Genomic DNA, 25,876 nt, shown 5'->3' with positions numbered 1-25,876 from the left:
AATCCCTTGATTTATAAGGGTTATCCAATACTACCTTCCATCTCGAATTTGATGAGACGATTCATCTCAACGGCGTATTCCATCGGAAGCTCCTTGGTGAACGGCTCGATGAAGCCCATAACGATCATTTGGGTCGCTTCGGCTTCCGACAGGCCGCGGCTCATCAAGTAGAAGAGCTGTTCCTCGGATACCTTGGATACAGTCGCTTCGTGCTCCAGCGTAATGTTGTCGTTCATGATCTCATTATACGGAATCGTGTCCGAGGTGGACTGGTTATCCATAATGAGCGTGTCGCACTTGATGTTCGACTTCGCGCCTTCCGCCTGACGGCCGAAGGATGCGAGACCGCGGTAAGTTACCTTGCCGCCGTGCTTGCTGATCGACTTGGAGATAATGGTCGAAGTTGTATCCGGCGCCAGATGAATCATCTTGGCTCCGGCATCCTGGTGCTGGCCTTTGCCGGCGACCGCGATGGAGAGAACGGAGCCTTTCGCGCCGCGTCCCTTCAGGACAACGGCCGGATATTTCATCGTCAGCTTGGAGCCGATGTTGCCGTCGACCCATTCCATCGTCGCGTTCTCTTCGGCAACCGCGCGCTTCGTTACCAGGTTGTAGATGTTCGGCGCCCAGTTCTGGATCGTCGTATAGCGGACACGGGCATTCTTCTTGCAAATGATTTCAACGACCGCGCTGTGCAGCGAGTTCGTGCTGTAGATCGGAGCGGTACAGCCTTCGACATAATGTACGAAGCTGTCTTCGTCGGCGATAATCAGCGTTCTTTCGAACTGGCCCATGTTCTCGGAGTTGATACGGAAGTACGCCTGCAGCGGCACTTCGCATTTCACGCCCTTCGGAACATAGATGAAGCTTCCGCCCGACCAGACGGCGCTGTTCAGTGCAGCGAACTTATTGTCGGTCGGAGGAATAACCGTACCGAAATACTGCTTGAAGATTTCAGGATGCTCGCGGAGAGCCGTGTCGGTATCCATAAAGATAACGCCTTGCTCTTCCAGATCCTTCTGCATGCTGTGATAGACGACCTCGGATTCATACTGGGCGGACACGCCGGCGAGGAACTTCTGCTCCGCCTCCGGAATACCCAGCTTGTCGAAGGTCTCCTTGATTTCGGAAGGCACTTCCTCCCATGTCTTGCCCTGCTTCTCGGAAGGTCTTACATAATATTGAATGTCGTTGAAATCCAGTTCATCGAGGTCTCCGCCCCAGCGCGGCAGCGGCATTTTGCCGAACTGCTCCAAGGATTTCAGCCGGAAATCCAGCATCCACTGCGGCTCGTTCTTGATCGCTGAAATCTCTTTGACAATTTCCGGCGTCAGGCCTTTACCTGTTTGGAATACCGCCTTGTGCTCGTCCCGGAATCCGTATTTGTACTCTTCAATCTCAGGCGCTTTCTTGGCCATGGGGGTACGCCTCCTTCATTTCGTTTAGTGGTGGTGCCGTTCTTCCTCGTCAATGCCTTTGCGCAGCGCGTTCCAGGCCAGTGTTGCGCATTTGATGCGGGCCGGGAATTTGTTAACGCCGGAAAGAGCTTCTATATCCTCGTAATCGTCGAACGTCACGTCCTCGCCTTTCATCAGAGAAGAGAAGCGGCCGGCCATATCTAGAGCCTGCTCCACTGTCTTACCTTTAACCGCCTCGGTCATCATTGAAGCGGAAGACATGCTGATCGAGCAGCCTTCCCCGACATACCGGGCTTCCTTGACAATTCCGTCCTCCACTTTCAACTGAAGTGTGATACGGTCGCCGCAGGTCGGATTATTAAGCTCAACCTTCATAGCGTCGTCCGCAAAGAGGCCGCGGTTCCGGGGATTCTTATAATGATCCATAATGACGCGTCTGTACAAATCATCCAATTGCATCGGCAAAATACTCCTTTGTGCGGATTAGTGCCGAAGCCAGTCGGTCAATATCTTCTTCGTTGTTGTACAAATACAGGCTGGCTCGTGCCGTAGAGCTGACTTCCAGCCAGCGCATCAGCGGCTGGCAGCAATGATGACCCGCGCGAATCGCAATTCCTTCCGCGTCGAGCACCGTCGCTACATCATGGGGATGAACATCGCCCAGGTTGAAGGTAACAAGTCCCACTTCACGGCCCCGGGGACCGTAAATCGAGATGCCGTTGATTTCGGCGAGGCGCTGCTCGGCGTACTTGGCGAGCTTCATCTCATGGCGGTGAATCTCGTCGAGGCCGACTTCCTGCAGGAAGTCAATCGCCGCTCCAAGACCCACGGCGCCGGCGATAATCGGAGTGCCGCCTTCGAATTTCCAAGGCAGCTCCTTCCATGTGGATTCATACAGCCCTACATCGTCAATCATTTCACCGCCGAATTCGACCGGCTCCATAGCCTCCAGCAGCGCCCGCTTGCCGTACAGGGCGCCGATGCCGGTAGGTCCGCACATTTTGTGGCCGGACAAGGCGTAGAAGTCGCAGTCGAGATCCTGGACGTCGACCTTCATATGAGGCGTGCTCTGCGCGCCGTCAACCACCATGATTGCTCCGTGCCGATGGGCGATCGCCGCCAGCTCCTTCACCGGGCTGGTGACGCCCATGACGTTCGAGACATAGGCCACGGAGACAATCTTCGTGTTGTCCGTGATCGTCTTCTCGGCGTCCTCCAGAAGGATGGTCCCATCCTTCTGAAGCGGAATATATTTCAGCGTCGCTCCCGTCTTCTTCGCGAGCTGCTGCCAAGGAATCAGATTGCTATGATGCTCCATCTGGGTGATCACAATTTCGTCGCCCTCTCCGACATTCGCCGGTCCATAGGAGGAGGCGACCAGATTAAGGGCCGTCGTCGTTCCGCGTGTGAACACGATCTCCTTCGTGCTGCGCGCATTGATGAATCGGGCAAGCTTCTCCCGTGCTCCTTCATAAGCATCGGTTGCACGGCTTCCAAGCGTGTGTACACCACGGTGCACATTGGAATTGTCAAGCTCGTAATAGGACTTGATCGCTTCGATCACCTGGCGCGGCTTCTGCGAGGTGGCTGCGCTGTCCAGATATACGAGAGGATGACCGTTGACGTTCTGATTCAGAATGGGAAATTGCTCACGGATGGCGCTGTTCATTGTCCTAACTTCCTTTCCACGAGAGACTGAAGCTGGTCACGCAGTCCCTCCAGTGGAATTTGCGATACAACCGGAGCCAGGAAGCCGTAGATGACCAGCTTCTCGGCTTCACCCCGCGTAATGCCGCGGGACATCAGGTAGTAGATCTGCTCCTGATTAACCTGGCCGACGGATGCCGCATGACCTGCGGAGACATCGTCCTCGTCGATCAGCAGGATCGGATTGGCGTCGCCTCTGGCCTTGGGGCTCAGCATGAGCACCTTCTCGGTCTGCTGACCGTCAGCGCGGGTAGCGCCTTTCTCAATCTTCGTGATGCCATTGATAATGGAGGTTGCATTCTCACGCATCACGGCGCGGGTAATCATGTCACTCGGCGTATTTTTTCCGAAGTGCTGGGCTTGTGTCGTGTAGTTCAAGCGTTGGGAGCCTGAACCTACCGCGATTACCTTCGCGTCCGAGGTGGAGCCGTTGCCCTTCAGCACCGACTTGGTGTCGCTGGCGGTATCGCCGTCGTTCATCTCCCCAATGATCCACTCGATTGATCCGTCGTTCTCCAGAACGGCGCGGCGGTAAGTAATATCCGTCATATCCGAGCCGAATTGGTGAACGCTGGCGAAGCGGACCTTGGCACCCGCCAGGGCGAATACTTCAACGGCTCCGTTATGGAGTCCGGCTTCGCTCTTGGACGATACATAGTTATCGACATAAGTGACCGAGCTGTTCGTGTCGGCCACGATCAGGATATGCGGAGCGAATGTCGCTTCGGCGTCGTCGCTCAAGTAGATCGCCTGCAGCGGCGTATCGACGACTACATTTTTGGGAATATAGAGGAATACGCCTCCGTTCCACAGCGCCGCATGCAGCGCCGCTACCGAATGCTCATCCGGCTTGATCGCAGTGTGCAGATAACGCCGGACCAGGTCGCCGTGCTCGCGGGCTGCGGTCTGCAGATCCGTGAAGATCACACCCTGGGCAGCCAGCTCGGGAGCAAGATTCGTATACACTGCGCCAGAGTTGCGCTGGATGACCAGACTGCCTCCTTCGGCGCCCGTAAGCGCGGTTAACGAGGAAGGAACTTCGCTCAGCGAGGAGATTGCCTCGCTTGCTTTGTAGGTACCGTACTGATTAATATTCCACCGTTCAATCTTCATTTTCTCAAGCTTCGGCAGCTCCAGCTGCCCGGCAAGCTCAAGCGCCTTCAGGCGGCTTTCCTTCAGCCATTCCGGCTCTCCGCTGCTTAGCGACAGCTCGCTTAAACGGCCGGCGTCTACCGGAAGAATGGTTTGCGTCGTCATAAATGGTCTCCTCCTTCCTGCCGTTTTGGTTAAGCTTCCTGTCCTACCGTCTCGTCTTCGATTCCGAGCTCTTCCTTGACCCATTCATAGCCTTCGGCTTCCAGACGCTCTGCGAGCTCCGGTCCGCCGGACTTCACGATTCGGCCCTGCATCATAACATGGACAAAATCAGGCTTGATATAGTTAAGCAGACGCTGATAGTGGGTAATGACAAGGAATCCGCGGTCTTCGCTGCGCAAAGCGTTAACGCCTTGGGCAACGATCTTCAGCGCGTCGATGTCAAGACCGGAGTCGATCTCGTCCAGAATGACGATCTTCGGTTCCAGCATCATCATCTGCAGAATTTCATTGCGTTTCTTCTCGCCGCCGGAGAAGCCTTCATTCAGGTAACGGTGCATGAACTGCGGGTCCATCTCCAGATCCTTCATCTTGCCTTCCATCAGACGGATGAACTTGATCAGCGATATTTCACTGCCTTCTTCGCGGCGGGCGTTGATTGCGCTGCGCAGGAAGTCGGAATTCGTTACGCCGGCAATTTCGCTCGGGTACTGCATGGCCAGGAACAATCCCGCGCGGGCGCGCTCGTCAACGGCCATTTCCAGCAGGTCTTCGCCTTCAAGGGTTACGGTTCCTTCCGTTACTTCGTATTTCGGGTGACCCATGAGCGAGGAGGCCAGCGTACTTTTACCTGTACCGTTAGGCCCCATGATGGCGTGAACCTCGCCGCCCTTCATCTGGAGATTCAGTCCTTTCAGAATCTCTTTCCCTTCAATCGTCGCTTTCAAACCCTCAATGACAAATTCTGCCGCCATACGTTTTCCCTCCATTGATCGATTTTGCGAAATCAGAAGTTTTATGCAAACAGGTTATCCCTGATCCCAGCATTATATTTGTATTGCTTATCAAATTAAAATAATTATAATTTGATTCTCACTGATTATCAATGATTTTCACTCATTTTATTATAACAAACCTTCACTTTCAAATTGAATTTTCATTTTCAAGGGTTTTCAGGATGGTTATTGGGGGCTTTGTCAAATTATTGCCCAAAATGGACAGAATTTCATTCCTGCGTTCTGTATAAGCCTGGTCACCCAGGACCGGAGTCATCTCTATGGACGGGGGAGGCGGATCAAGAGCGATCCAGGAGCGGCAGCCAGCATATTCGGGAAGCATTGGGATTACAGCCGGCGCTTCCAGCAGGTATACGCGCAGCAATAGCACATGCAGCGGCTGCTTGGCCTTCCATTTCAGCCTCTCTTCGGCCAGCCTGTCACTCCACACATGAAAGGGCGACAAACGCCCCAATTGTTCAAAATCATAAATCTCCAGATCATCTGTTGCCTCGGCACAGGCCTTAAGCGCAACAGTACCGGAGTCAATGTCATATTCCGAGAAGGAACGCTCGACAAGAGGCTTGTACCGGTCCTTCATCAGCTCCGTCCGCTGATGCTCATAGGTCGGGAACAGATAGAAGAACCTGCTTTTCAGCTCAAACCGCCTCGTCTCTTCAGCAATTCCGCCCTTGCGCAGCACAAGGATCTGGTCCCCTCCGCACAGCGCATCGACAGCCGACGCCCATTCTTTCAGGGCCACTGGGCTCTGATTCACGGCGATCTCCTCCTTTGGGCAGTGAATTTCCAAGCAGTATGTTATTGTCTATTATAGCGGCATTCGCAGCATTTCGACAGACCGATGTAAAAAAGCCTGCCGTAAACCTCCGCCGAAGAAGCAATGTTCCGTCTCCAAAGTACCGATGGCTATACCTTTCCTTCCCTGGCGACGGCATATTCATCCTTTTTCTCGCTTGTCCCTTACACAAAAAGAGAGACACCTTCATTAAGGTGCCCCCTCGATAACTATGCTCTTCATCAGCGGAGTAATTTCAACGAAGAAACGTCCTCAGGTCCGATAGCGAGCCGCCGGACGCGGTCCGGTCAGAATCATCATCCGAGGAAAGAGCGCAGCATCCAGCTCTGCTTCTCCAGATCGGAACGGATCTTGATGAACAGATCGCCCGTAGGCTGGTCGCCGCCTTCTTCAGCGAGCTCGATACCTTCCGCCAGCTCTTCGGCGATCGTTGTAAAGTCCTCGATCAGAGTCTGAACCATGGCGCGGGTATCCTCTTTGCCTGTCGCTTCCTCAACGCTTGCTATTTCAAGGTATTCCTTCAACGTAGCCGCCGGTGTTCCCTTGATGCTCAGCAGACGCTCGGCAACCTCGTCCATTTTCAGCGTAATATCATCGTACAGTTCCTCGAATTTCACATGCAGCGAGAAGAACTGCTCGCCCTTCACATACCAGTGGTAGTTGTGTATTTTGACATAAAGGACGTTCAGGTTGGCAACCTGCCGGTTCAAAATTTGCTCGATCGAAGTGCTGGAGCTAGCCTTGTTCGTTGCTTTTGCCATGGTAAATCCCTTCCTTATTCAAAAAAGTAGCCGGCCTTGCAAGTCTTACCCGGCCCTGCGGCTGTCTACTGTCCCTTTAACCGCGTCCAAGAATGTCGAAACAGCAATTGCGAATATCCATGATTTTGTCATAAAAAAGAGAAGCGGCTTTCGTAGCATGCTCGCCTTTCCCGCTGATTATTCGGCTGCTTGTATCTTCGCAAATGTGAAAATATTGAAAAAGACCGCCTTCCTATGGAGAAAGACGGTCTTGATTAGCGGCTGTGTCCGGCTTATCCTACAGCATCTTCAGCAGGGCGTCCGCTCCCGACATACCCGGCACGATCCCCAGGCGCTCGGCCTGTACGGTAACGGATTCGAGCGGTGCTGCGAGCAGCTGCTCAAGCGTCCGCACACCCACGGCACGCCCGGCAATAATGCCTCTGTCCGCAAGGCGTTCGTTCAGCAGCCCAACATCCAGCGCCCCGCACATAATATAGCCCTTATCGGTGCTGATGGTCAGCAGCGTTGTCTTGGGGAGCTTCACCTCAACACCGACCAGCTTGTGTCCTCCCACTTCAACCGGCTCCAAGGTCACCATACTTAAGGCGCCTCCTTCCTCAACTTGATCCTTTCTATGTGTATGTGCGGACGCCTGTATCTGTGTAGACGATAGTCCCGGAATTCCGGGAGAATCCAGGAGACTATGGGCCTATTTCTTTCTTAGCCGGGTATATAAATATTTCATATTTAGTGTTATAGTTTATTTACTAAGTACTATTTCTATTGTAAATGCTGGGGGAATTATGGACAAGAAACTTCAAAGCAAAGACGGTCACTACCTGTTTAACGTCGACATCCTGATTAGCGCCAACACCGACCCGCTTGCTTTGCAATATTTGCTTGAGCTGATGAACGGGAGCAAGGCCGTGACCGACTTCAAAATCAATTCAGAGCTTCCCCTAGGCAAGACGATCGACGGACTGCTTAAAGCGAGAATTGCACAGTCCCGCTTGGAAAACGCTACCAAAGAAGGAAAGAACACCGATGCCGCGAAGCCTGCGGCTCCGCAGCCTGCAGCCCCCGCAGCCAGTGGAACGGGAAGACCGGCCCGGCCGAAGCAGCAGGTGTCGCTGCCGGAGGATGCATTCGGTCAGATTCGGACCTTCATTCAGGAGAACCGGCTCGTCCGGTTAATAGCGAACCGCCAGGGCAAGCAGGTGTCCCTGCCCTGCCGTATCCTCAACTTCGACGAGGCGGCCGGAACTCTGAACGTGTACCACGTTGACGAGAAGCAGGTGTACATGTTCAATCTTAACGAAATCGACGAATTCATGTAGTACAGATGAGGGTGCTTCCATAGCCGCCGAGCGGCAGGAAGCACCCTCATCTGTCTAATAGGCCGCCCGACCTGTTATGAACAGGCTTTGAAGGCGGCATAGCGGTCAGCTTTTTCTGCGGGAAAAGGCCTCCATCGCGAACAGCAGCCAGCCAACAATAAAGCATACGCCCCCGATCGGAGTGATGGCGCCGAGAACCTTGATGCCCGATATGCTGAGCGCATACAGACTGCCCGAGAACAGCACGATCCCCGCGATCAACAGTCCGCCCGTCCAGCGCAGTCTCCGGCTCTCTCCCCAGTGGCCTGCTGCCAGACCAACGATCAGGATACCGAGCGCATGCATCATATGATACTGAACTCCCGTCTCGTATACCGCCATAGAGCTTTCGCTGAGCGTCGATTTCAAAATATGAGCCCCAAAGGCGCCGATGGCTACCGACAACATCGCCAGCAGCGCTCCCCAGGCAGCAAACACGCGTTGCACAGCAGACATCTCCTCACATGCTTGGTCTAAAATCATGATCATCTTATCACAATTGGTCAAACGATGGAAAATTCGGTCGCAATATGCGTATTCCGCTTGCATGAATGGGGTCATCTGTGAAAAACTGTATGTAGCGTATCAGCATAATCGACCTTAGCTTAAGGTCATGAAGGAGTGAACAGCCTTTTGAACGAACAGGATTTCTCGAAGAACGAGTATCCGGGGCCGGAGACGCCTGCCGGAACTTCGCCTGCATTTTCACCTTATCCTTCCTCTTATCCGGAGGACCGGTCGCTGCTCAAGCATTCGGGACCCGGCATCGCCTCATTTGTCATCGCAATGGTTACGCTGGCTGGTTACATTATCGCTTTCGCAGTCGCCGGTAGCATGCTGGGACCTCTGATTGATGAAGCGGGCAACGTGTCCTCGGAATCGGGAGGCGCCTTCCTCCTGCTTGGCTTCTCCATGCTTGGACTTGGCGCACTTAACGTGATCGGTGTAATCGTCGGTATCATCGGCCTTGCGCTTCGCGGAAGGCGCAAAGTATTCGGAATCATCGGTACGATCATTAACTCGCTGGTCATCCTCGCTTTTGTGCTGATGATCGCGATTGCGCTTGCGGCGGCCGGCAGCCTGAGCTGAGCCGTGTTACGTCAAGTCAAAAATGCCCCTTTCTCTCTTCTCCTGGCATCGCCAGGGCAAGTGGAGGAAGGGGCTTTTGACGATGGAAATCACCGCTTAATCGTCATGGTATGCTGTTATTTTGCCTTGGCCAGCTTGGTCAGCACATGCTGCTTGAGCGCCCCGTCGCCGGGAACCGCTCTGTCTACATATTCAAAGATAACCTTGTCTTCCTCATTCAGCGTATCGGGGACATTCTCCAGGCCCTCACCCAGTTCAAAGGCAACCGGACCATCCTTGGTTTCGATCTCGACCGAATGGCTGTCGATTTGGCCGTTATATACGCCGGAGCCGCTAATGGGAGCAGACTCGGCAGGCGCGCTCTGGCTCGGGGCGGCCGATGGTTCGGCGCTTGGAGCTGCCGGGCTGGCCGATGGCTCTGCGCTCGGAAGCACAGCAGCCGTTGCCTCAGGGCTTGCAACTGCGGTTGCGGCCGGTGAAGATGAAGCTTCAACCGAAGCAGCAGGAGTTGTATTGGCTGAAGGGGCTTCCGCTGCCTTGTCGCCTCCGCAGGCTGAAAGGGCGAGCGTAAATACGGCGAGGGCGGCGGCAGCCGATAGCGATCGATGTCGTTTCATAATGTTGGACCTCCTACTTTCGTTTCACGCTGTTTCGCGTCTATCTTGTTAAACGCAGCTGAAGCGGGCGGGGTTGCATTTTTTTATTCGTCATAGAAAAGGAAAGAGACCGATCTTGCAGTATACTTGCCATCCTGCTTGACATACCGGACCTCGGCTTCTCCGACGAAATCGGAAATCCCATATGAGCCCGCCAGAAGCGCAATCAATGCGCCATCCCGAATTTCGTACCGGATAACCGAGCCGAAGCTCAACTCTTTGCTCTGAGATGAGTCCGGTCCATCATTTCCACTGCGGTACAGAGTCTGGTCCATAGCCGATCCGCCTGCCGTTACCCGGATATGAAGCTTCCCCCCGCTGCGTTCAACGGACGACTGAATCCGGCTGCGGACAGCCTGCAGTGCATCTTCCACCGGAATCTCCCGGTAAGTAAGACTGTCCACCACATGAATCTCTTCCAGATATACACCGGTTCCGCTCCCTGCGTTCAGAGCGACAACCGCTTCCCGGCGGCCATCGAAGTCGATATCGCGGTCTTCCAGACGCGGCGGCGACTCCATATTGGAGGGATTGACCCAGTCCGGATAGGATTTCAGCTTACCATTCCATTCCAGCGTTATCCCTTTGTACTCCCCGTCCTGCTCCGCCATCGGGTATAGGCGCGCCTTTGTTCCCGGCACCGAAGCGATCGCGGTCTTTGTCTGGACGATCCTCACCAGATGTTCCTCCCGGTCCCAGTAACAATCCGCCCCGGCCATCTCGGCGATAAATCTGAGGGGCAGCATAATCTCACCGTTCGAGACGGTGATGGCGGCGCCAAGCGGGTACCGCCTGTCCATATCCTCTGCATAATCAGCGCCGGGCTTGAAATCGAATACCCCTCCGCGGTCTACCCAAAGTCTTGCCAGCGACTCTTCCTCCATCCAATGCACGGAAATGCCCCGCAGCTTGGAGAACAGAGATATCGGAGCGAACGTAACCCCGTTGCGGATGTGGGAGGTCTGTCCGGATTGCAGTGTCTTGCCGTTCCATACGATGGAAACCTTCTCACGCCTGCTTCCGGAATCCGCTGTATGTTCTGGCTTCGGCTTATCGCGCTTCAATTCAGCAGAAGTTATTTCCGGTTGAGCGGCAACTGCGCTCTGTGCGGCGGACGCTCCGGACGGGCATGCGAGGGTCAGAACAGCGGCGGAAGCCAGCAGTATCAGCACGGCAGCTTGGAGCTTCATGAGGGCGGACTCCTTCTCTATCTGTTTTTTCTATATTATAGACGCAGCCGCCGGCTCAATAGTTACCACGCGTTTACATTCTGGACCCTTTTCTGTTACATGTCCGGTCATGCATGTTCCGGTTATGCTTTTTCATAGGCGATGATCCCGTTCACTACCGTCATTTTTGCGGTGACCGACAGCAGCTCGTCGGGATTTCGGGTGATATCCCGGTCAATGACGGTGAAATCCGCGAAATATCCGTCCGCAAGCGCACCGCGCTCCCGTTCTTCACCCGCAGCCGCCGCGCTCCCGCGGGTGAACAGATGAATTGCGGTGTCCATGGTAAGCTTCTCCTCCGGCAAATAGCCCTCATGCTTCTCTCCCGGTCTGCTGCGGGTTACTGCCGCATGCATGCCAAGAAAAGGATCTAGCGGCTCGATCGGGGCGTCGCTTCCGCCTGCGCAGACAATCCCGGAAGCAATCAGCTTCTTCCAGGCATACAAATATTCTGTCCGCTCCGGTCCCACCCGGTCCAGCACCCAGGGGAAGTCGCTGGCCACGAACCGGGGCTGAATATCGGCGATCAGCCTTAGCCCTTTCATCCGCTTCACCAGCTTCTCATTCAGCACCTGGGCGTGAATGAGCCGATCGGGGAGCGGCGAATCGCTAGGCAGAGGCGCGTTCTCCATAGCGCCCAGCGTCAAATCGGCCGCGCCGTCCCCGATCGCATGCACCGCGATCGGAAACGACAGGCGCCGCACCTCCGCCGCGAGCTCAACCAGCCGCTCCCGGCTGTGGATCGCCATTCCCGAGGTATGCGGCGCATCATGGTAGGGCGCGGACAGCAGCGCAGTCCGCCCGCCAATCGCTCCGTCGGAGAAGAGCTTGAACGCACCGACGCGCAGCCAGTCGTCTCCGTTTCCGGGACGAAGACCGAGCCCTTCCGCTTCCGGAAGAAAATCGTGGAAGAGCAGCTGATGAGTGCGGAAGAACAAACCTTCTTCGCGCAGCTCTTGATGGATGCGCAGCATCGTATCGATGCTCCCGAGCAGCCGGAGATCCTCCGTATGCCCTGCCGTCAGCCCGAGAGACAGCGCATGCCGGCACGCCCGGCGCATGGCGTCCTTCAGCTCCGCATAACTGGGAGCTGGCGTAACCACGTTAAACGGCCCGCAGGCGTCCTCATAGACCCAGCCGTTCAGCAGGCCGTCCTCTCCCCGGCCGTAGGCGCCCGAGGCGGGGTCGGGGGTGTCTTCACCAACGCCCGCCAGCCGGAACGCCGCGCTGTTGCCGAGGAAGGCGTGGAAGCAGGTGCGGGTCAGAAAGACCGGGTGCCGATCCGTAACGGCATCGAGCTCAAACCTTGTCGGCGCGACCGGCGGATTGAATTGGTTCTCATTCCAATTGAGCCCGAGAATCCACTCCCCCTCCAGGAGAGTACGAGCCCGCTCGGCGACCATCGCCAGCATTTCCTCCTTGGAAGCTGCATTCGTGAAATCCAGCATCCCCAGCTTCATGCCCTGCATGCCCAGATGCAGATGCGAATCGGCAAGCCCGGGCAGAACGAATCCGCCGTCCCAATCGACCTTCCGGTAATCCCTGCCTGCAAGCTGGAGCATAAGCTCGTCCCTGCGGCCAATCGCTGCTATTTTACCATTCTCCACATACACGGAGTCCGCATCTTTCGGTCCGGCTGTATACAGCCGCCCGTTAATGAACAATATGCCTGACATTGCCGCAAATCTCCTCTCTTCTCACAGCAGACCGTGAAGCCTGTCCGCCGATCATCCCATCAAGCATATCGCAAAGCGATTCCGTTAGGAAGCTCACGTGCCGGGGTCCCGCCGGATTTCGTAAGCTTTAGGGCGCACATATCCCTCGTACACGCGAATATACTTTAGTTACAACTGCCGGCAGCCGCCGGGGATTTGCATTAGTATGCCGGATGCGCCCCTCCCGGAACGAACAAAAGGCGTGTCTTTTCTTTCAAATATCTTAGGAGGTGATCATCTTTGCCGCACCCGCCGGAGTCTTTTTCATTCGTCGTATCGAAAGAGGACTGGTCCCTGCACCGCAAAGGACACCAGGATCAGGAGCGCCACCAGCAGAAAGTCAGGGAAGCGATCAAGAGCAACCTGCCCGATCTGGTGACGGAAGAGAATATCATCATGTCGGACGGCAAGCAGATTGTGAAAGTGCCGATCCGCAGTCTTGACGAATACCGGATTATTTACAATTACCGCAAGCAGAAGCATGTCGGCCAGGGCGACGGGGACAGCCAGATCGGCGATGTGCTGGGCAGGGAGCCCGCGCAGAGCAGCGGCCCCGGCAAGGGAGACAAGGCGGGCGATCAGCCGGGCCAGGATCTCGTGGAAGCCGAGGTCGATATCGAGGACCTGGAGGAGATTCTGTTTCATGATTTCGAGCTGCCGCATCTGAAGCCAAAGGCGAAGGAGGAGATCGAGGTCCGCTCCATCGTCTTCAACGACATCCGCAAGAAGGGCATGATGTCGAATATTGACAAGAAGCGCACCTTGCTGGAGAATCTGCGCCGCAACGGCCGGAGCGGCAACCCCGGCATTCACGGCATCTCCCCCGACGATCTGCGCTACAAAACCTGGGATGAGACGCGCACCCCCCATTCAAATGCCGTCATCATTGCGATGATGGACACTTCGGGCAGTATGGGAACCTTCGAAAAATACTGCGCCCGCAGCTTCTTCTTCTGGATGACCCGCTTCCTGCGCCGCCAGTACGAGAAGGTGGAGATTGTCTTCATCGCCCATCACACGGAGGCCAAGGAGGTCAGCGAGCACGACTTCTTCACCCGGGGCGAGAGCGGAGGCACCATCTGCTCCTCGGCTTATCAGAAGGCGCTGGACATTATCGATCAGCGGTACCCGCCGTCCAAATACAATATCTACCCCTTCCATTTCTCGGACGGCGACAACTTAAGCTCGGACAACGAGCGCTGCGTCAAGCTGATTGGCGAGCTGCTGAACCGGAGCAACATATTCGGTTACGGCGAAGTCAATCAGTACAACCGGAGCAGTACGCTGATGTCGGCTTACAAGCATATCAAGAACCAACAGTTCATGTACCATGTCATCAAGGACAAGAAGGAAGTGTACCAGGCCTTAAGAACATTTTTCAGCAAAAAAGAAGCGACAGCCAAGTAGCCTGCAAGCCGGCATTAGTATGAGTCCGGGTTGCAGGGGGTTAGGGTTGAGGCAGTATGGATCTAGGGTCGGCTGGGTTCATTCCGATTGGCTGATCTGATAATACGAAAAAGAGGCTGTTTCCGGGTTATCACTTAGATAACCGGAAACAGCCTCTTCCCTATTCATTTGCAATCCCCGGCCCAGAACAGCCGGGCGTTTAGCATCGTTATTTCAGCAGGCGGTACAGCACCGCTGCCGCCTCTGCTCTCGTGGAGTACGCCTTCGGAGCAAGCAAGCTTGCCGAGCGGCCGTTCAGAAGCCCGGCGTTCAGGCTCTGATTGAACGCCTCAACGGCCCAGCCGCTGATGCCGGCCCGGTCCGAGAAGGCTCCGGTCAGGTCATTAGCTGCGGCAGGGGTCTTACCCTTCAGATTGAGAGCGCGGACGAGCATGACCGCCATCTCCTCGCGGGTGATTCCATCAGCAGGATTGAACTTCTTGTCCTCCCCGCCCTGAATCAGTCCGGCCTTGTAAGCGGCCGCGACGCTGTCAGCGTACCAGCTTCCCGCTTTGACATCCGTGAACGGAGCCGGTTCGCTCTGTGCAGCTTCTAGTCCGAGACCCCGGACGAGCAGCGCTGCGAATTCGGCCCGGGTGACTGTGCCGCTCGGATCGAACTGCGTCAGCGTCTTGCCCTGCACAATATGCTTGGCGGCCAGGTTCCGGATTTCGTTGTAACCCCAGAATGCTGGCGTTACATCCGTGAACGTTTTATCATAGGTCAGCAGCGCGTATGTGCTGAAATGATAAACCTGAGCGGACACAGTACCGGTGTTCGCTACCGTGCCGCCGGCATATTCAACCGTTCCGGTATCGGTAACATGGTAGATGCCTGCCAGTCCGGCATCCGCCTTAGCGTCAACCGGAAGGCTCAGTCCAACCGGCTGGCCGAACCGATTGAGCTTCTTCGCCGTGCCATCAGGCAGAACGGCGAACAGCTCGAAGTCATAGGCGCCGCCAGCCGCAGCCAGCGCTGCGCCGGATACCGCACCCGCATGTTCAAGGGCGGATGCAAGCGAGTCTGCGGCCACCGAAGTCAGCCGCAGCAAGATATGCGCGCCGCTTCGGCTGTCAGCCGGAACGAGCGCCTGCAGCTCGGCCAGCGTGGCGGCCGGCAGCTCCAGAGACAGATCCTGCGAATGCAGCCGCAGGGTCTTGTCTCCCAGAAGTGCTGCCGCGTTCAACGGCAGCTGAACCTGCTTCGCGCTGGCAGCCGCTCCGATCTCTACCGTGATGACGCCGTTCGTGCCGGCACCGTTCAATGCCGACTCATCGACAATCACGGTATCGGAAGCCGGGCTTGCAGGTGAAACCGCCCCCCCGGCACTCGCCGGTAATGATACCGGCGCCAGAATTACCGTACCGCCATTATCACGGGACGGCAGATTTACGTTCACACGCCCTTCCCCGTCAACCGTGTAGTCTACACCGTTGTATTTATCCACCAGGACAGTGGCTGCCGGGTACGGTACGGTGAACTTCGCCGTCTTGGCTTCCGTCGTCGTATTCAGACCGACGTAGACGGTGCCGCCATTCTCTCCATCATAGGTTCTGGAGTATACCAGATAACCATCGCCGTCGCTGCCGGCGATCTTGGTGTGTGTTCCTTTGGAGAAGATCTTCGAATATTCGGCGCGGATATTCAGCAGCTTCTTGTAATGGTCATGCAGCGACTGCTCCTCGGACACCTTGTCCCAAGGCATGTCATAACGGTTCAGATTGCCCGATGCCTTACCGGACTGGCCAAGCTCTTCGCCGTAATAGACGACAGGCTGGCCTTTCACGGTCATTTGCAGAGCCGCAGCAACCTTCAGTTTGCCCTCGTCTCCTCCGGCCCGCTCGGACAGGAAGCCGTCCTCGTCATGGCTGCTCAGGAACTGGCCCATCGTTGCAGTATTGTCCATCGCAGCATTGCGCTGCTCCAGATAGGTTTCGGTCTCATCGATCTTGCCGTTAATGAGATCGGAAGCCGATGACTTGAACTGAAAGTCAAGCAGCGAATCCATCTCGCCGGAACGCAGCTTGCCGCCGTCGGCGTCGACGCTGGCTCCGTAGTATTCGCCGATCATTTTGAAAGCAGGATTGATCTCGGTCAACTCGTTCTTGAAGGCTTTCCAGGTTGTATCGTCCACATGCTTGACAGTATCCACCCGGAAGTAGTCGATCATATCGCCGCGTTCGGTCTTGGCACGCTCCAGCCAACCGGCTTGCCAGTCAATCAGCTTGGCGCGAACCTCCGGATTCTCTGTAATGAAATCGGGCAGTCCGGCCAGCTCGCCTTTGACGGCGTCGGTTCCCGAGTCAACGGCATTATTTCGCAGCATGCCTGCGAAGCGGTCTTTGTCCGCCTGTGTTACGCCTGGATTGTTGTCACTCTCCTTCAGTCCATAACCGGTATGGTTCAGGACGACGTCCACCATAATCTTCATGCCCTTGTCATGGGCAGTATTGATCAGCGTCTTGAAATCATCCATATTGCCCAGATGTTCATCCAGGGCTTCGAAGTTTTTGGCCCAATAGCCGTGATAGCCGTAGGACTCGCCGCTAGTGGAGTTATTGAAATCGATATTGTCCACGATAGGCGTGATCCAGATTGTATTGATGCCAAGATCCTTAATGTAGTCCAGCTTCTCGGTAAGGCCCTTGAAATCGCCTCCGTGATAGGCATCGATAGCATTTTTATCTACATTGTAGTTATTGGAAGCATCACCGTCATAGAATCGGTCGGTCAGCAGGAAGTAAATCCGCGCCTCATCCCAATCGAAATCGAGCGATCCTCCGGCCGACTGCCGGGGTTTCACATTCAGGGTAACGTTACCCGTATGCTTGTTGCCATACTGGTCGATGGCCGTCACCGTCAAAGCTTTGTCCCCTGCCGTCGTAGTATCCTTTACAGCCAGAGCTGCCTGCTGCAGTTCAGGGTCGATTTCTGCCTTGGCTGGGCCGCCGATTGGCGTCAAATCGACATACAAATCTGTAATCCGGACGCTGTCGTCACCGCTATAGGTTACGGTCAGCACCGTATTCTCATTGGAGGACACGGAAGCCGGAGCGAGCGCTCCCTGAACCGAAATATGAGGATTGCGGTATTCGAACGAGGAGATGCCGTCAACCGTATTCTCCGGATCGGTTACCTCTTCGGTCTGCTCCCCCTTCGTAATCAGGAAGGAGTAGGTATACGTTCCTTCCTCCAGATTCGGAAGCCGGTAGCTGAAATATTCATCCAGGCTGTTATACGCCATCGGGTAAATGGCCGTGTGTCCGTTAATCGTCACCTTAACTTTGGCGTCCGTAATATCGCCCATTTGCCCGGCATTGAACAGATCCCGGTCGCGGTAAAAGAACGTCACGCCTCCGTCTTCCAACACAGGACCGTGCAGCGCAGGTATGATATGCATTTCCTTCTGTCCCTGATACACCGTAACCTTGGTGACCGCCTGATCCAGCGGAGTATCAATGTAGCGGTCGAAGTTGACATCCACCGCATTGTCTGGAGCGTCCCAGTCATGATACTTCACCTTGAAGCCGATGCTTGTTGCATTCGTACCGATCTTGATTCTTGCTACAGCATAGTTGTCTGTAATCTCGTCGAACTCTTTGAGCCCGTCCTTCGCTCCGGTATTCCAGAGCCAGAGATCCCAGCCGGCGTAATCCTTCTCCGTACGTACATAATGCAGTTCGATATAGCGCTGTACCGGAGCATTGGCCTTGGCAGCCAGCGCTTCTTCCCGGTTGTAATAGACCGCGTTCTTGTCCTGCACCATCCAGATATCCGCAGCGGTTCCCGCCGAAATGGATAACACATGAGTTAAGTCCTTGCTCACCCAATCTCCGAGATGAGGAATGGCATTGATCGTGCTGTATGGAAGCTTCACGGTAAGCGTTGCGAAGCCGTCGCTGTCGGTCTGGGTGAACGGATAACGGACACCGGGCGATCCTCCGTCAGCCCAAATCCAGCTGCTCCAATCCGTATAGTCCTGGTCGTACCGGTAGTAGTGCAGGTTATACGTATACATTTTATCCTGGATGTGAATAACCTTCTCGGTCGAATAGCCTCCGCTTGACGCTATGACCGTAACGGTATTGCCGGACGCGATATCATAACCGGAGGTTACGCTGAGCGTGCTGCCTTGAAGGGATATTCCCGGACGGGCATCCTTCAGACTCCATACCGGGGATACGGGCACGGTTGAACCGTCGGCGCCACTGACCATAACGGCCGTAAGTGCCAAGCTGTCACCCTTCGCGATATCCTCGCCCGAGGTAACCTTCACGCCCGGAACGTAGACAACGGAATTGCCGCCCGATTGATTCGGGTTCAGCGGATCGGTGATTGCACCGTTCCAGCTTCCCAGAGTCGGGATGAACTTGTAGGGATAAGTTCCGGGCTCCAGATTCAGCTTCACCGAGAAAGCGCCCGTATCCGGGTCCTTCGGCATCGCAATAGCGCTTCCTTCGCTCCAGCCGTTCATGCTGCCGACCAGATACAGGCTCTGGCCTGTGTGCGAGATGTTGTTGAAGGTGACGGAACCATCCTGCCCGACGACTGGGCTTGCAATCGTGCCATTCAGCACAGTCAGACTTTTGGTTACCGACAGACCCTCAAAGAATGCGCTTACGAAAATATTTGTGCCAAGCGGGATCGAAGAGGGAACCGTAACCAGCCCTCCACTTACCGTAACTCCGGCACCGGATGAAGCCGAATCTACCGACCAGTCAGCCTGACTGTCCAGGTTCTGCAGTGATCCATCTCCCAGTGTGCGCTGCGCATTAAGCTGAAGCTGTCCACCGGGGGCTATCGTGCTCTCAGCCGATTTCAGCGTCATGGCAGAGACAACGGAGTTATCTCCCGCAAGTGGTGTTTGATTCAGCGGATCGGCGTGGGCCCCACCCCATGCCGCATCCGGCATGAATTTGTACTGGACCTGACCGCCTCCCGCCTGAAGCTGTGCGGTGGTGAATATATAATAGAAGACATTTTTCGGGGTTCCATTGTCCACAACCGGATCGCCTTCAATCATTTGAATGAAATGCCCTTCATCCCAGTTGTTGAAATCCCCATTGATATACTGCTTGCTCACCGAGGCGTCTGTAACCGCATACACAGCTGCTGTTACTGTTCCTCCATTCAAGGCATATACTGGGCTTGATACTGCTGTCACATCGGCTGGCACCGGTTCAGCCTTCGCCTGCCTATTGGCAGGGAAGGCTCCGGCAACCAGAGCGACAGTCAGCAGCGAGGCCAGCATTTTGGACCATCTGCTTCTCATCTGTTCGCGCTTCTCCTCTCGGGTTGGGTTAATATCATGAAAAAGGCCGGTTGGGCCTTGTTCATATCAGGATGTTGCGGTCATCATTAACTGCCGCTGTTCTGCTCATAAGGAATCGCGGTGGAGGGCTCGTCAGGTACTGGCTCCGTGTCACCATCAGGCTGCGGACCCTGGAATTGAATCAGCGACTCCTTCAAGCCGTCTGACAGCTCCTTCAGATACCCAGACAGCCGGACAAGCTCCTTGCTAACCGTCAACTGCTGCGACGACATGGAAGCAACTTCTTCTGTTGCCGCGCTTGTCTCCTCGACTACAGAGGCCACGCTGTTAACGGAGGCACCCAGTTCCTGCTGGAAAGACAGCAGTTCGCGAACCGCATAGGAGGACTGCACCAACTGCTCAGTAAAGCGCTCCATTTCATCCTTAACGCCGGCAAAAGCGGCGGAAGATTCATGGACATACGCGATCTGCTCCTGGAAGATTGGTGCCGACTCGGTCACGATCCGCACCATCCCTTCAATTTCAGTCGCCACCTCGCCGGTGACATCCGAAACCAAGGAGATGGAGCGGTTGGAACGCTCGGCCAGCTGGCGGATTTCATCGGCAATTACAATGAATCCCCTACCGGCCGAACCGGCCCGGACGGCCTCAATGGAAGCGTTAAGCGCCAGAATATTCGTCTGCTTGTTGATCTCGACCATCGGCGCCAGAATGCCGGCGATAAGAGCCATGCACTCCCGCAGCTTGTCGGTATGCTTCTGAATCGATTCCATCTGCCCGAGAGCGGTACCGCTCTTCGCTACAAGGGTGTCCATCAGCACCGAACCTTGTTCGCTGACCCCGATTACCCTTTGTGCGGAATCATTCATGACGGTATTGATCGAAGACACATCATGAATTTTGTTGCCCATTGTCGCGACATTCCGGTTGCTCTTGTCCATCTCCTCTGCCATATCGGAGGTACCGCCGGCGATCTGTTCGGAAGCGGCAGCCACCTCTTGAGCATGCAGCGAAATTTGGACTGAAGCCTCCACCAGATGTTCTGATGTCGTCAGCACTTCATTGGCAGACGTACCGCTCTTCCGGACAATTAACGAGATCTGCTCCATCATATGATTGAAGCTGTGGCCCAGCCTTCCGATCTCATCCCGCCCTTTTATGGATGTCCGCACCTGAAGATTGCCCCGCTCTCCTTCCTCCATGAGCTTGGCCAGATTGCCGAGCGGTTTGCCAACTGTACGGACCAGCAGCAGGCCCAACAGACCCGCGATTAAGGCGGCGGCAAGCAAGGCTGACAGGGTGATGTAGAGCAGCTTGTCAGCCGATTCGGTGAAATCACTGACAGGTGCATAACCCAGCATCGTCCATGGCGCCGTAGAGAGAGAGTGATAAACAGCCAGTTGGGAAATTCCTTGTTCATCATCCGCGCTGAATGACTGCCCATCCGCCTTGCTGCCGTCTACCGTCGTATGTATGTAGGATTGTTGTCCAAGCAGCGCTATGTCTTTGGCATATACGATTTGATTATCCTTGGACAGAAGGCGAATCTCGCCGGATTGTCCGATCCGGAGGCTGGATAAAATATCGGTTAATGCCGAACCCTTGATCTCAATGAGCATGTAATACTCTAAATCAGGATTCTGGATATTCCGGAGCAGTCTGCCCATGGTAAGGGAGGGTTCATTGGCTACATTAAAGAAGCCTTTGGCCCGGTCAGGGAACCATACAGGGTTACCCTTGGCATCCTCGATTTCCTTAATGTCCTTCTGAATCTGTTCATCGCTTCGGAGGTTGATCAGACCAGCAGATTTATAGGACTCCGCGTCCACAAGACTTTTGGCAACAAGCCTGATACCCAGCAGCCGGTCATCCGAGCCGACTACGGCGTCGAGCTTGCGGCGAATGCGGTCCTCGGCAGCTACTTTTTTCACTGTCCCGGCTGAAGCATCATGAATGGTCTCAATATCCGACTTGACGACAGCATCGACGGCGAACTGTCTCGATATCGCTTCATAGCCGGCGAACAGAAAATCCAGCTTGTCCGCAGCCTGCACGATCGATTGTGATGAAGCTGTAGCGACCTGATCCGTAATCGTCCGTTTGGATATGGAATAGGAGGCGAGCCCGAGCCCTGTACAGAGCAGCAGAGTCGAGCAAAAGATAATGATGAACAACTTGAGGCCGACCGATTTGAAACGCAAAGCTCCGAACTTTTTCATAGGTCTTTTCCCCCAAACTTCAAATTCCCTCGAAAGAAAAAGGTACAGCCCGGTCACATTTCTACCGTAGCTGTACCCGTGCAGGGTCTTTAGGTATCAGCAAGGAAGCAAGGGGAGCCTTATCCCAAAAGGGCTTGCCCCCCGATATTGCTTAACATCTTTAACCTTTGCTGGCTCCCGCAGTCAAACCGTCAACCAGCAGACGCTGCAGGAAGGCGAAGAGAACCATAATTGGTATGGAGATCAGCACCGCACCGGCTGAGAACAGCGTAAAGTTCGTGTTCGTATTCGAGTTGACCATGTCCCACATGCCGACGGCAACGGTCCAGTTCTCCTTGGTCCGCAGAATCAGACGGGCGAAAATAAAGTCGACCCACGGTCCAACAAACTGCGTCAGCGCCATGTACGTAATCATGGGACGCGATAAAGGCAGGATCACTCGGGTAAAAATTCCGAAGTTGCTCGCTCCGTCGATTCTCGCCGCCTCATCCAGAGAGCGCGGAATCGTATCCAGAAAGCCCTTGGCGATAAAGGTTCCGCCGAGCGGAGCGCCAGCTGCATAAACAATAATCAGCGCCATATGTGTATCCAGCAGGTGGAACTCTTTGAGCAGCAAATAAATGGCGATCATGCTCATGAATCCCGGGAACATTCCCAAAATGAGCAGCGTCGACAGCGCCGTCTGGCGGCCTTTAAAGCGGAATCTCGAAACCGCGTAACTGGTGAGCAGCGTTAAGAAGACGCCGATCAACATGGAGAAGACTGCAATCTTCAGCGTGTTCATATACCAGGTGCCAAACATATAAACCTGGGAAGTAAACAGTTCTTTATAATGGGCAAGCGTGAACGTGTCCGGAATAAAATGCTTGCTGTACAGCGACTTGCCGGGACGAAGCGAACCGAACACGATCCACAGCGCCGGGTACAGCGCCGAGATCGACAGAATAATCAGAACGATATAGCTCCCGATCAGACGGATAAGATTCCCAAGTTTGCGTCCTATCATTGGATCATGTCCTCCTGTTTAAACGAATTGGTCCGACGGTAGTTGTAGATGGAGAAGGAAGCGATAATCACAAAGATAATGATACCGACGGCCGCGGCCATATTGTTCTTGTTCTGATTGAGTGTCAGCTTATACAGCCAGGTAACGAGCAAGTCTGTTGAACCGGCATATTGATAGTTGCCGTTAACCGGATTACCGTTGGTCAACAGGAAGATCGCATTAAAGTTATTGATGTTGCCCGCAAATTGGGTGATAAGCGTAGGAGCGGTAGTAAACAGCACCATAGGCAATGTAACGATGCGGAATTTCTGGTAAGCTGTAGCTCCGTCCACCTCTGCCGCCTCGTACATATCCCGGGGAATGGTTGTGAGCACACCCATGATCAGCAGCATGGATACCGGAATACCGACCCACATATTTACAACAATAACGGTAACCTTTGCCCAGAACGGATCGGTCAGCCAAGGCAGTCCCCCCATACCAAAATAACCCAAGTACTGGTTGATCGGACCGAACTGTCCGTTGAACAGGTTACGCATCAGAAGCAGCGAGATCAGCTGCGGAATGGCATAAGGAACGATCAGGATGGCTCTCCAGAAGCCCTTGAATTTGATTCCCTGCTGACTGATCAGCATGGCTACCAGCATGCCGCCGAAATAAGTCGTGACCGTGGACAGAATTGCCCAGACAATCGTCCATGTCAGAACGCCGTAGAAGGTATGGCTCCATGTCTTGAGAACGAGCAGATTCTTGAATGTCTCCAGTCCAACCCAATCGACCAGCTTGGCCGGTGGAATATGATTCGGAGCTGCATAGTTCGTGAAGGCGATCAGAATCATGAAGATAATCGGCATAATGGTGAAGAACAGAATTCCGACTGCCGGCAAAATCAGGAAGGTTTGTGCGAACTTATAATCCAGAATATAGCGCAGCGTTTGCTTGCCGGTATTGGCCGGAATTCCTTTCTCCAGCAAATTGCCGATCTTGTAAGCATCACGGATATTCATATACCAGGCAATTAAGAACAATGCCAGTACGAGCAATGTAATCAGACTTTGAATCAAAATATAAATGGAGTGGTCGCCCGCCACCATTTTGGCGATGCCGTTGACCTTCGCCAAATGGCTGGGGGTGTCCCCCAAAGTTACTACTCCCCACAGGGCTCTTCCCAAGTTGTTAATAAAGTAATAAACGCAAGCAGCTTCGACTAATAAGAAAATAATACCCTTAATGAATTGGCGGTTATATATTTGTCCCAATCCCATGAAAATCGTCGACAGTATCGCGGATATAGTACCTTTGCGCTGCATTTCTCTTCCAATCTCCTCTCCTGGGGAATCGGACATCGCCCGCCGAACATCAGCCGGCGGGCGAGCGGATTCTTGTTCAAGCTCTAGTCAAGTTCAATGTTCCACAGGTTATTGCGCTGAGGCACCATTGTTCAGATCCTTGATTTGCTGTACCGCTTTATCCATAGCCGTCTTCGGATCTACGCCTTTGTCCCAGATTTCAGGAAGTGCGGCGTTTACAGGACTCCAGACGTTGCCCATTTCCGGAATGGAAGGCATTGGCTGGGAGTTCTTGGCTTGCTCGGCAAAGGCAGATACATATGGATCATCCTTGATTTGCGGATCTTCCAGAGCTTCCAGGTTGGTTGGGATAGAGCCAATTGTCTTGTTGAGAACCAGCTGTGATTCCTTGTTCGAAGCGAACTCTGCATACAGTTTGGCTGCATTCGGATATTGGGTATAGGCATTGACAACGAAGATCTTGATACCCGAGAAGGTGATCGCTGTCTTGCCGTTAACTGTAGGAACCGGAGCTACGCCAAGATTGTCGCCAAGAGCTGCCTTGTATCCGGCCAGTTCCCAAGGACCGTTGATATCCATGGCTACATCACCCGAGTTGAACAAGCTGCGCTTGATATCCGGATTGATATCTCCGCTCTTGACCGGGAGAACTTCTTTCAGCTTCACAAATTCTTTCAAGCCTTCAATCGCACCTTCGTTGTTCAGGCCGATATCATCCTTGTTCGTGCCGTTTTCGCCGAAGAGATAGCCTCCGGTCGATCCAACAAACATGTAGTTGAAGTAAAGATTGCCGACTTCCCACATGATGCCGTATTTGTTCTTCGACTTGTCTGTAAAGCCCTTGCTGAAGTTGATTACGTCGTCGAATGTTTTAGGGGCTTCTTTAAGCAACGATTTGTTGTAATACAGAGCGTAGGTTTCAGCTGCGCGCGGATAGCCGTAAAGCTCGCCGTCATAAGAAGCGCCTGTGATTGATGCTTCCGTATTGTTCTTCTTGGTTTCTTCCGCGAAGACATCGTTTGGCAAGATCAGGCTGGCGGCTACCGCTTTACCCAGATTGTCATGCGGGATAACCCCAACGTCAGCTGCCAACCCGGAAGGTCCGTCCTGTGCGAATCTGGATGCCTGGTCGGTCGGGGCCAGTTCTTCGATCTTAACCGGTACATTATATTTTTCAGTAAACTGCTTGGAGACTTCTTCGGCGAATGCTCTTTCTTCTTTACTTTCCCAAATAGTCAGGGATGCTCCTTCTTCAGGGGTGATCGCAGCTGTCGTTCCGCCTCCACTGTCAGTTGCCGCAGCGCTTGCTGCCGGAGCGGCGGATGAAGCAGCTTCGCCCGAATTGTTACCTCCATTGTTTCCGGAACCGCAGGCTGTAAGCGACACGGCCATCGTAGTAGCCGCAGCCAACGCCATGATCTTTTTCATCTTCATTGCATTTACCCCTTTCGTTATTTAAATCCATGTAATGAGGCAGATTCGCAGTGCACGCATTTGCGCAAACGATTTCAGAAAGGTTCTGAAAAATATGTATTCCTCATTTCCCTCACACAAATTCGCTTCATTCGCACTTCGAAAGCGCTTCATCTACGCATTCATCTTACAACAGGGTACACCATTTGTAAAAACGTTTGCACTAAGTAAAATGCATCAAATCAGGCGTTTTATCAAACTTAATTCTATATTATCTCCTGATTTCAAAGAATATCTCCTGTTTACTCAGTTTCACATGTATTCATCATTTTCAATTCACCGAGTATATGCCAATAAGCGTGAAAATATG

The 25,876-nt window shown here is 54.1% G+C and carries 20 protein-coding genes; 3 read left to right on the top strand and 17 right to left on the bottom strand.

The window, feature by feature from the left end:
- Positions 1 to 20 precede the first annotated feature (20 nt).
- The 8 genes from sufB to PSTEL_RS09005 form a co-directional block, all read right to left on the bottom strand.
- The gene (sufB, locus tag PSTEL_RS09040) at positions 21 to 1,418 is read right to left on the bottom strand and encodes a Fe-S cluster assembly protein SufB (RefSeq protein ID WP_038694732.1); all 1,398 of its coding nucleotides are present in this window, start codon (positions 1,416 to 1,418) and stop codon (positions 21 to 23) included.
- A 24-nt stretch (positions 1,419 to 1,442) separates the two neighbouring features.
- Positions 1,443 to 1,877, bottom strand: coding sequence for a Fe-S cluster assembly sulfur transfer protein SufU (gene sufU, locus PSTEL_RS09035; protein ID WP_038694731.1), 435 nt, complete (start codon positions 1,875 to 1,877; stop codon positions 1,443 to 1,445).
- On the bottom strand, positions 1,864 to 3,087 hold the full coding sequence (locus PSTEL_RS09030) for a cysteine desulfurase (protein ID WP_038694730.1): 1,224 nt from the start codon (positions 3,085 to 3,087) through the stop codon (positions 1,864 to 1,866). The genes sufU and PSTEL_RS09030 overlap by 14 nt, the downstream gene beginning before the upstream one ends.
- Complete coding sequence (gene sufD / locus PSTEL_RS09025) at positions 3,084 to 4,382, bottom strand: Fe-S cluster assembly protein SufD (RefSeq protein ID WP_038694729.1); 1,299 nt, start codon at positions 4,380 to 4,382, stop codon at positions 3,084 to 3,086. The genes PSTEL_RS09030 and sufD overlap by 4 nt, the downstream gene beginning before the upstream one ends.
- Positions 4,383 to 4,411: 29 nt before the next feature.
- Positions 4,412 to 5,194 (bottom strand): Fe-S cluster assembly ATPase SufC, encoded by a 783-nt coding sequence (gene sufC / locus PSTEL_RS09020; protein ID WP_038694728.1) that lies wholly within the window; start codon positions 5,192 to 5,194, stop codon positions 4,412 to 4,414.
- Positions 5,195 to 5,363: 169 nt separating this feature from the next.
- Entirely contained in the window at positions 5,364 to 5,993 is a 630-nt protein-coding gene (locus tag PSTEL_RS09015) for a DUF1802 family protein (RefSeq protein ID WP_052098302.1), read from the bottom strand.
- Positions 5,994 to 6,328: 335 nt separating this feature from the next.
- On the bottom strand, positions 6,329 to 6,793 hold the full coding sequence (locus PSTEL_RS09010; protein ID WP_038694727.1) for a Dps family protein: 465 nt from the start codon (positions 6,791 to 6,793) through the stop codon (positions 6,329 to 6,331).
- A 277-nt stretch (positions 6,794 to 7,070) separates the two neighbouring features.
- A complete protein-coding gene (locus PSTEL_RS09005) occupies positions 7,071 to 7,373 on the bottom strand; it encodes a YunC family protein (RefSeq protein ID WP_038694726.1) in 303 nt (100 codons plus the stop codon).
- Between the two features lie 205 nt (positions 7,374 to 7,578).
- Between PSTEL_RS09005 and PSTEL_RS09000 the strand changes: the two genes are divergently transcribed.
- Positions 7,579 to 8,112, top strand: coding sequence for a hypothetical protein (locus PSTEL_RS09000; RefSeq protein ID WP_038694725.1), 534 nt, complete (start codon positions 7,579 to 7,581; stop codon positions 8,110 to 8,112).
- A gap of 105 nt (positions 8,113 to 8,217) precedes the next feature.
- On the opposite strand, the gene PSTEL_RS08995 is transcribed toward PSTEL_RS09000, so the two are convergent.
- Positions 8,218 to 8,598, bottom strand: coding sequence for a DUF423 domain-containing protein (locus PSTEL_RS08995; protein WP_038694724.1), 381 nt, complete (start codon positions 8,596 to 8,598; stop codon positions 8,218 to 8,220).
- Between the two features lie 186 nt (positions 8,599 to 8,784).
- Between PSTEL_RS08995 and PSTEL_RS08990 the strand changes: the two genes are divergently transcribed.
- The gene (locus PSTEL_RS08990) at positions 8,785 to 9,240 is read left to right on the top strand and encodes a hypothetical protein (protein ID WP_038694723.1); all 456 of its coding nucleotides are present in this window, start codon (positions 8,785 to 8,787) and stop codon (positions 9,238 to 9,240) included.
- A 116-nt stretch (positions 9,241 to 9,356) separates the two neighbouring features.
- On the opposite strand, the gene PSTEL_RS28070 is transcribed toward PSTEL_RS08990, so the two are convergent.
- The 3 genes from PSTEL_RS28070 to PSTEL_RS08975 all read right to left on the bottom strand — a co-directional run bounded on the left by PSTEL_RS28070 (position 9,357) and on the right by PSTEL_RS08975 (position 12,801).
- Positions 9,357 to 9,857, bottom strand: coding sequence for a hypothetical protein (locus PSTEL_RS28070; RefSeq protein WP_179944922.1), 501 nt, complete (start codon positions 9,855 to 9,857; stop codon positions 9,357 to 9,359).
- A gap of 83 nt (positions 9,858 to 9,940) precedes the next feature.
- Positions 9,941 to 11,086: a stalk domain-containing protein gene (locus tag PSTEL_RS08980; protein WP_038694722.1), complete on the bottom strand. Its 1,146-nt coding sequence runs from the start codon at positions 11,084 to 11,086 to the stop codon at positions 9,941 to 9,943.
- A gap of 122 nt (positions 11,087 to 11,208) precedes the next feature.
- Positions 11,209 to 12,801 carry an amidohydrolase gene (locus tag PSTEL_RS08975; protein WP_038694721.1) on the bottom strand — a complete coding sequence of 531 codons (1,593 nt, stop codon included), beginning with the start codon at positions 12,799 to 12,801 and terminating at the stop codon, positions 11,209 to 11,211.
- Between the two features lie 279 nt (positions 12,802 to 13,080).
- On the opposite strand from PSTEL_RS08975, the gene yhbH reads away from it, so the two are divergent.
- On the top strand, positions 13,081 to 14,247 hold the full coding sequence (gene yhbH / locus PSTEL_RS08970) for a sporulation protein YhbH (RefSeq protein ID WP_038694720.1): 1,167 nt from the start codon (positions 13,081 to 13,083) through the stop codon (positions 14,245 to 14,247).
- Between the two features lie 208 nt (positions 14,248 to 14,455).
- On the opposite strand, the gene PSTEL_RS26140 is transcribed toward yhbH, so the two are convergent.
- The 5 genes from PSTEL_RS26140 to PSTEL_RS08945 all read right to left on the bottom strand — a co-directional run bounded on the left by PSTEL_RS26140 (position 14,456) and on the right by PSTEL_RS08945 (position 25,527).
- Positions 14,456 to 19,558, bottom strand: coding sequence for an alpha-amylase family glycosyl hydrolase (locus PSTEL_RS26140; RefSeq protein WP_052098301.1), 5,103 nt, complete (start codon positions 19,556 to 19,558; stop codon positions 14,456 to 14,458).
- An 86-nt stretch (positions 19,559 to 19,644) separates the two neighbouring features.
- Positions 19,645 to 21,777 carry a methyl-accepting chemotaxis protein gene (locus tag PSTEL_RS08960; RefSeq protein ID WP_084064884.1) on the bottom strand — a complete coding sequence of 711 codons (2,133 nt, stop codon included), beginning with the start codon at positions 21,775 to 21,777 and terminating at the stop codon, positions 19,645 to 19,647.
- Positions 21,778 to 21,937: 160 nt separating this feature from the next.
- The gene (locus tag PSTEL_RS08955; RefSeq protein ID WP_179944921.1) at positions 21,938 to 22,783 is read right to left on the bottom strand and encodes a sugar ABC transporter permease; all 846 of its coding nucleotides are present in this window, start codon (positions 22,781 to 22,783) and stop codon (positions 21,938 to 21,940) included.
- Positions 22,780 to 24,093 (bottom strand): carbohydrate ABC transporter permease, encoded by a 1,314-nt coding sequence (locus PSTEL_RS08950; protein WP_038694719.1) that lies wholly within the window; start codon positions 24,091 to 24,093, stop codon positions 22,780 to 22,782. Before PSTEL_RS08950 ends, PSTEL_RS08955 begins: the two co-directional genes overlap by 4 nt.
- A 108-nt stretch (positions 24,094 to 24,201) precedes the next feature.
- Positions 24,202 to 25,527: a sugar ABC transporter substrate-binding protein gene (locus PSTEL_RS08945; RefSeq protein ID WP_038694718.1), complete on the bottom strand. Its 1,326-nt coding sequence runs from the start codon at positions 25,525 to 25,527 to the stop codon at positions 24,202 to 24,204.
- Between the last annotated feature and the right edge of the window lie 349 nt (positions 25,528 to 25,876).

Source organism: Paenibacillus stellifer (genome assembly GCF_000758685.1).
In the GTDB taxonomy this organism is placed as follows: domain Bacteria; phylum Bacillota; class Bacilli; order Paenibacillales; family Paenibacillaceae; genus Paenibacillus_AQ; species Paenibacillus_AQ stellifer.
Note: the sequence above shows the minus strand (reverse complement) of the source record. Positions and strands in the feature narration are given on the sequence as shown.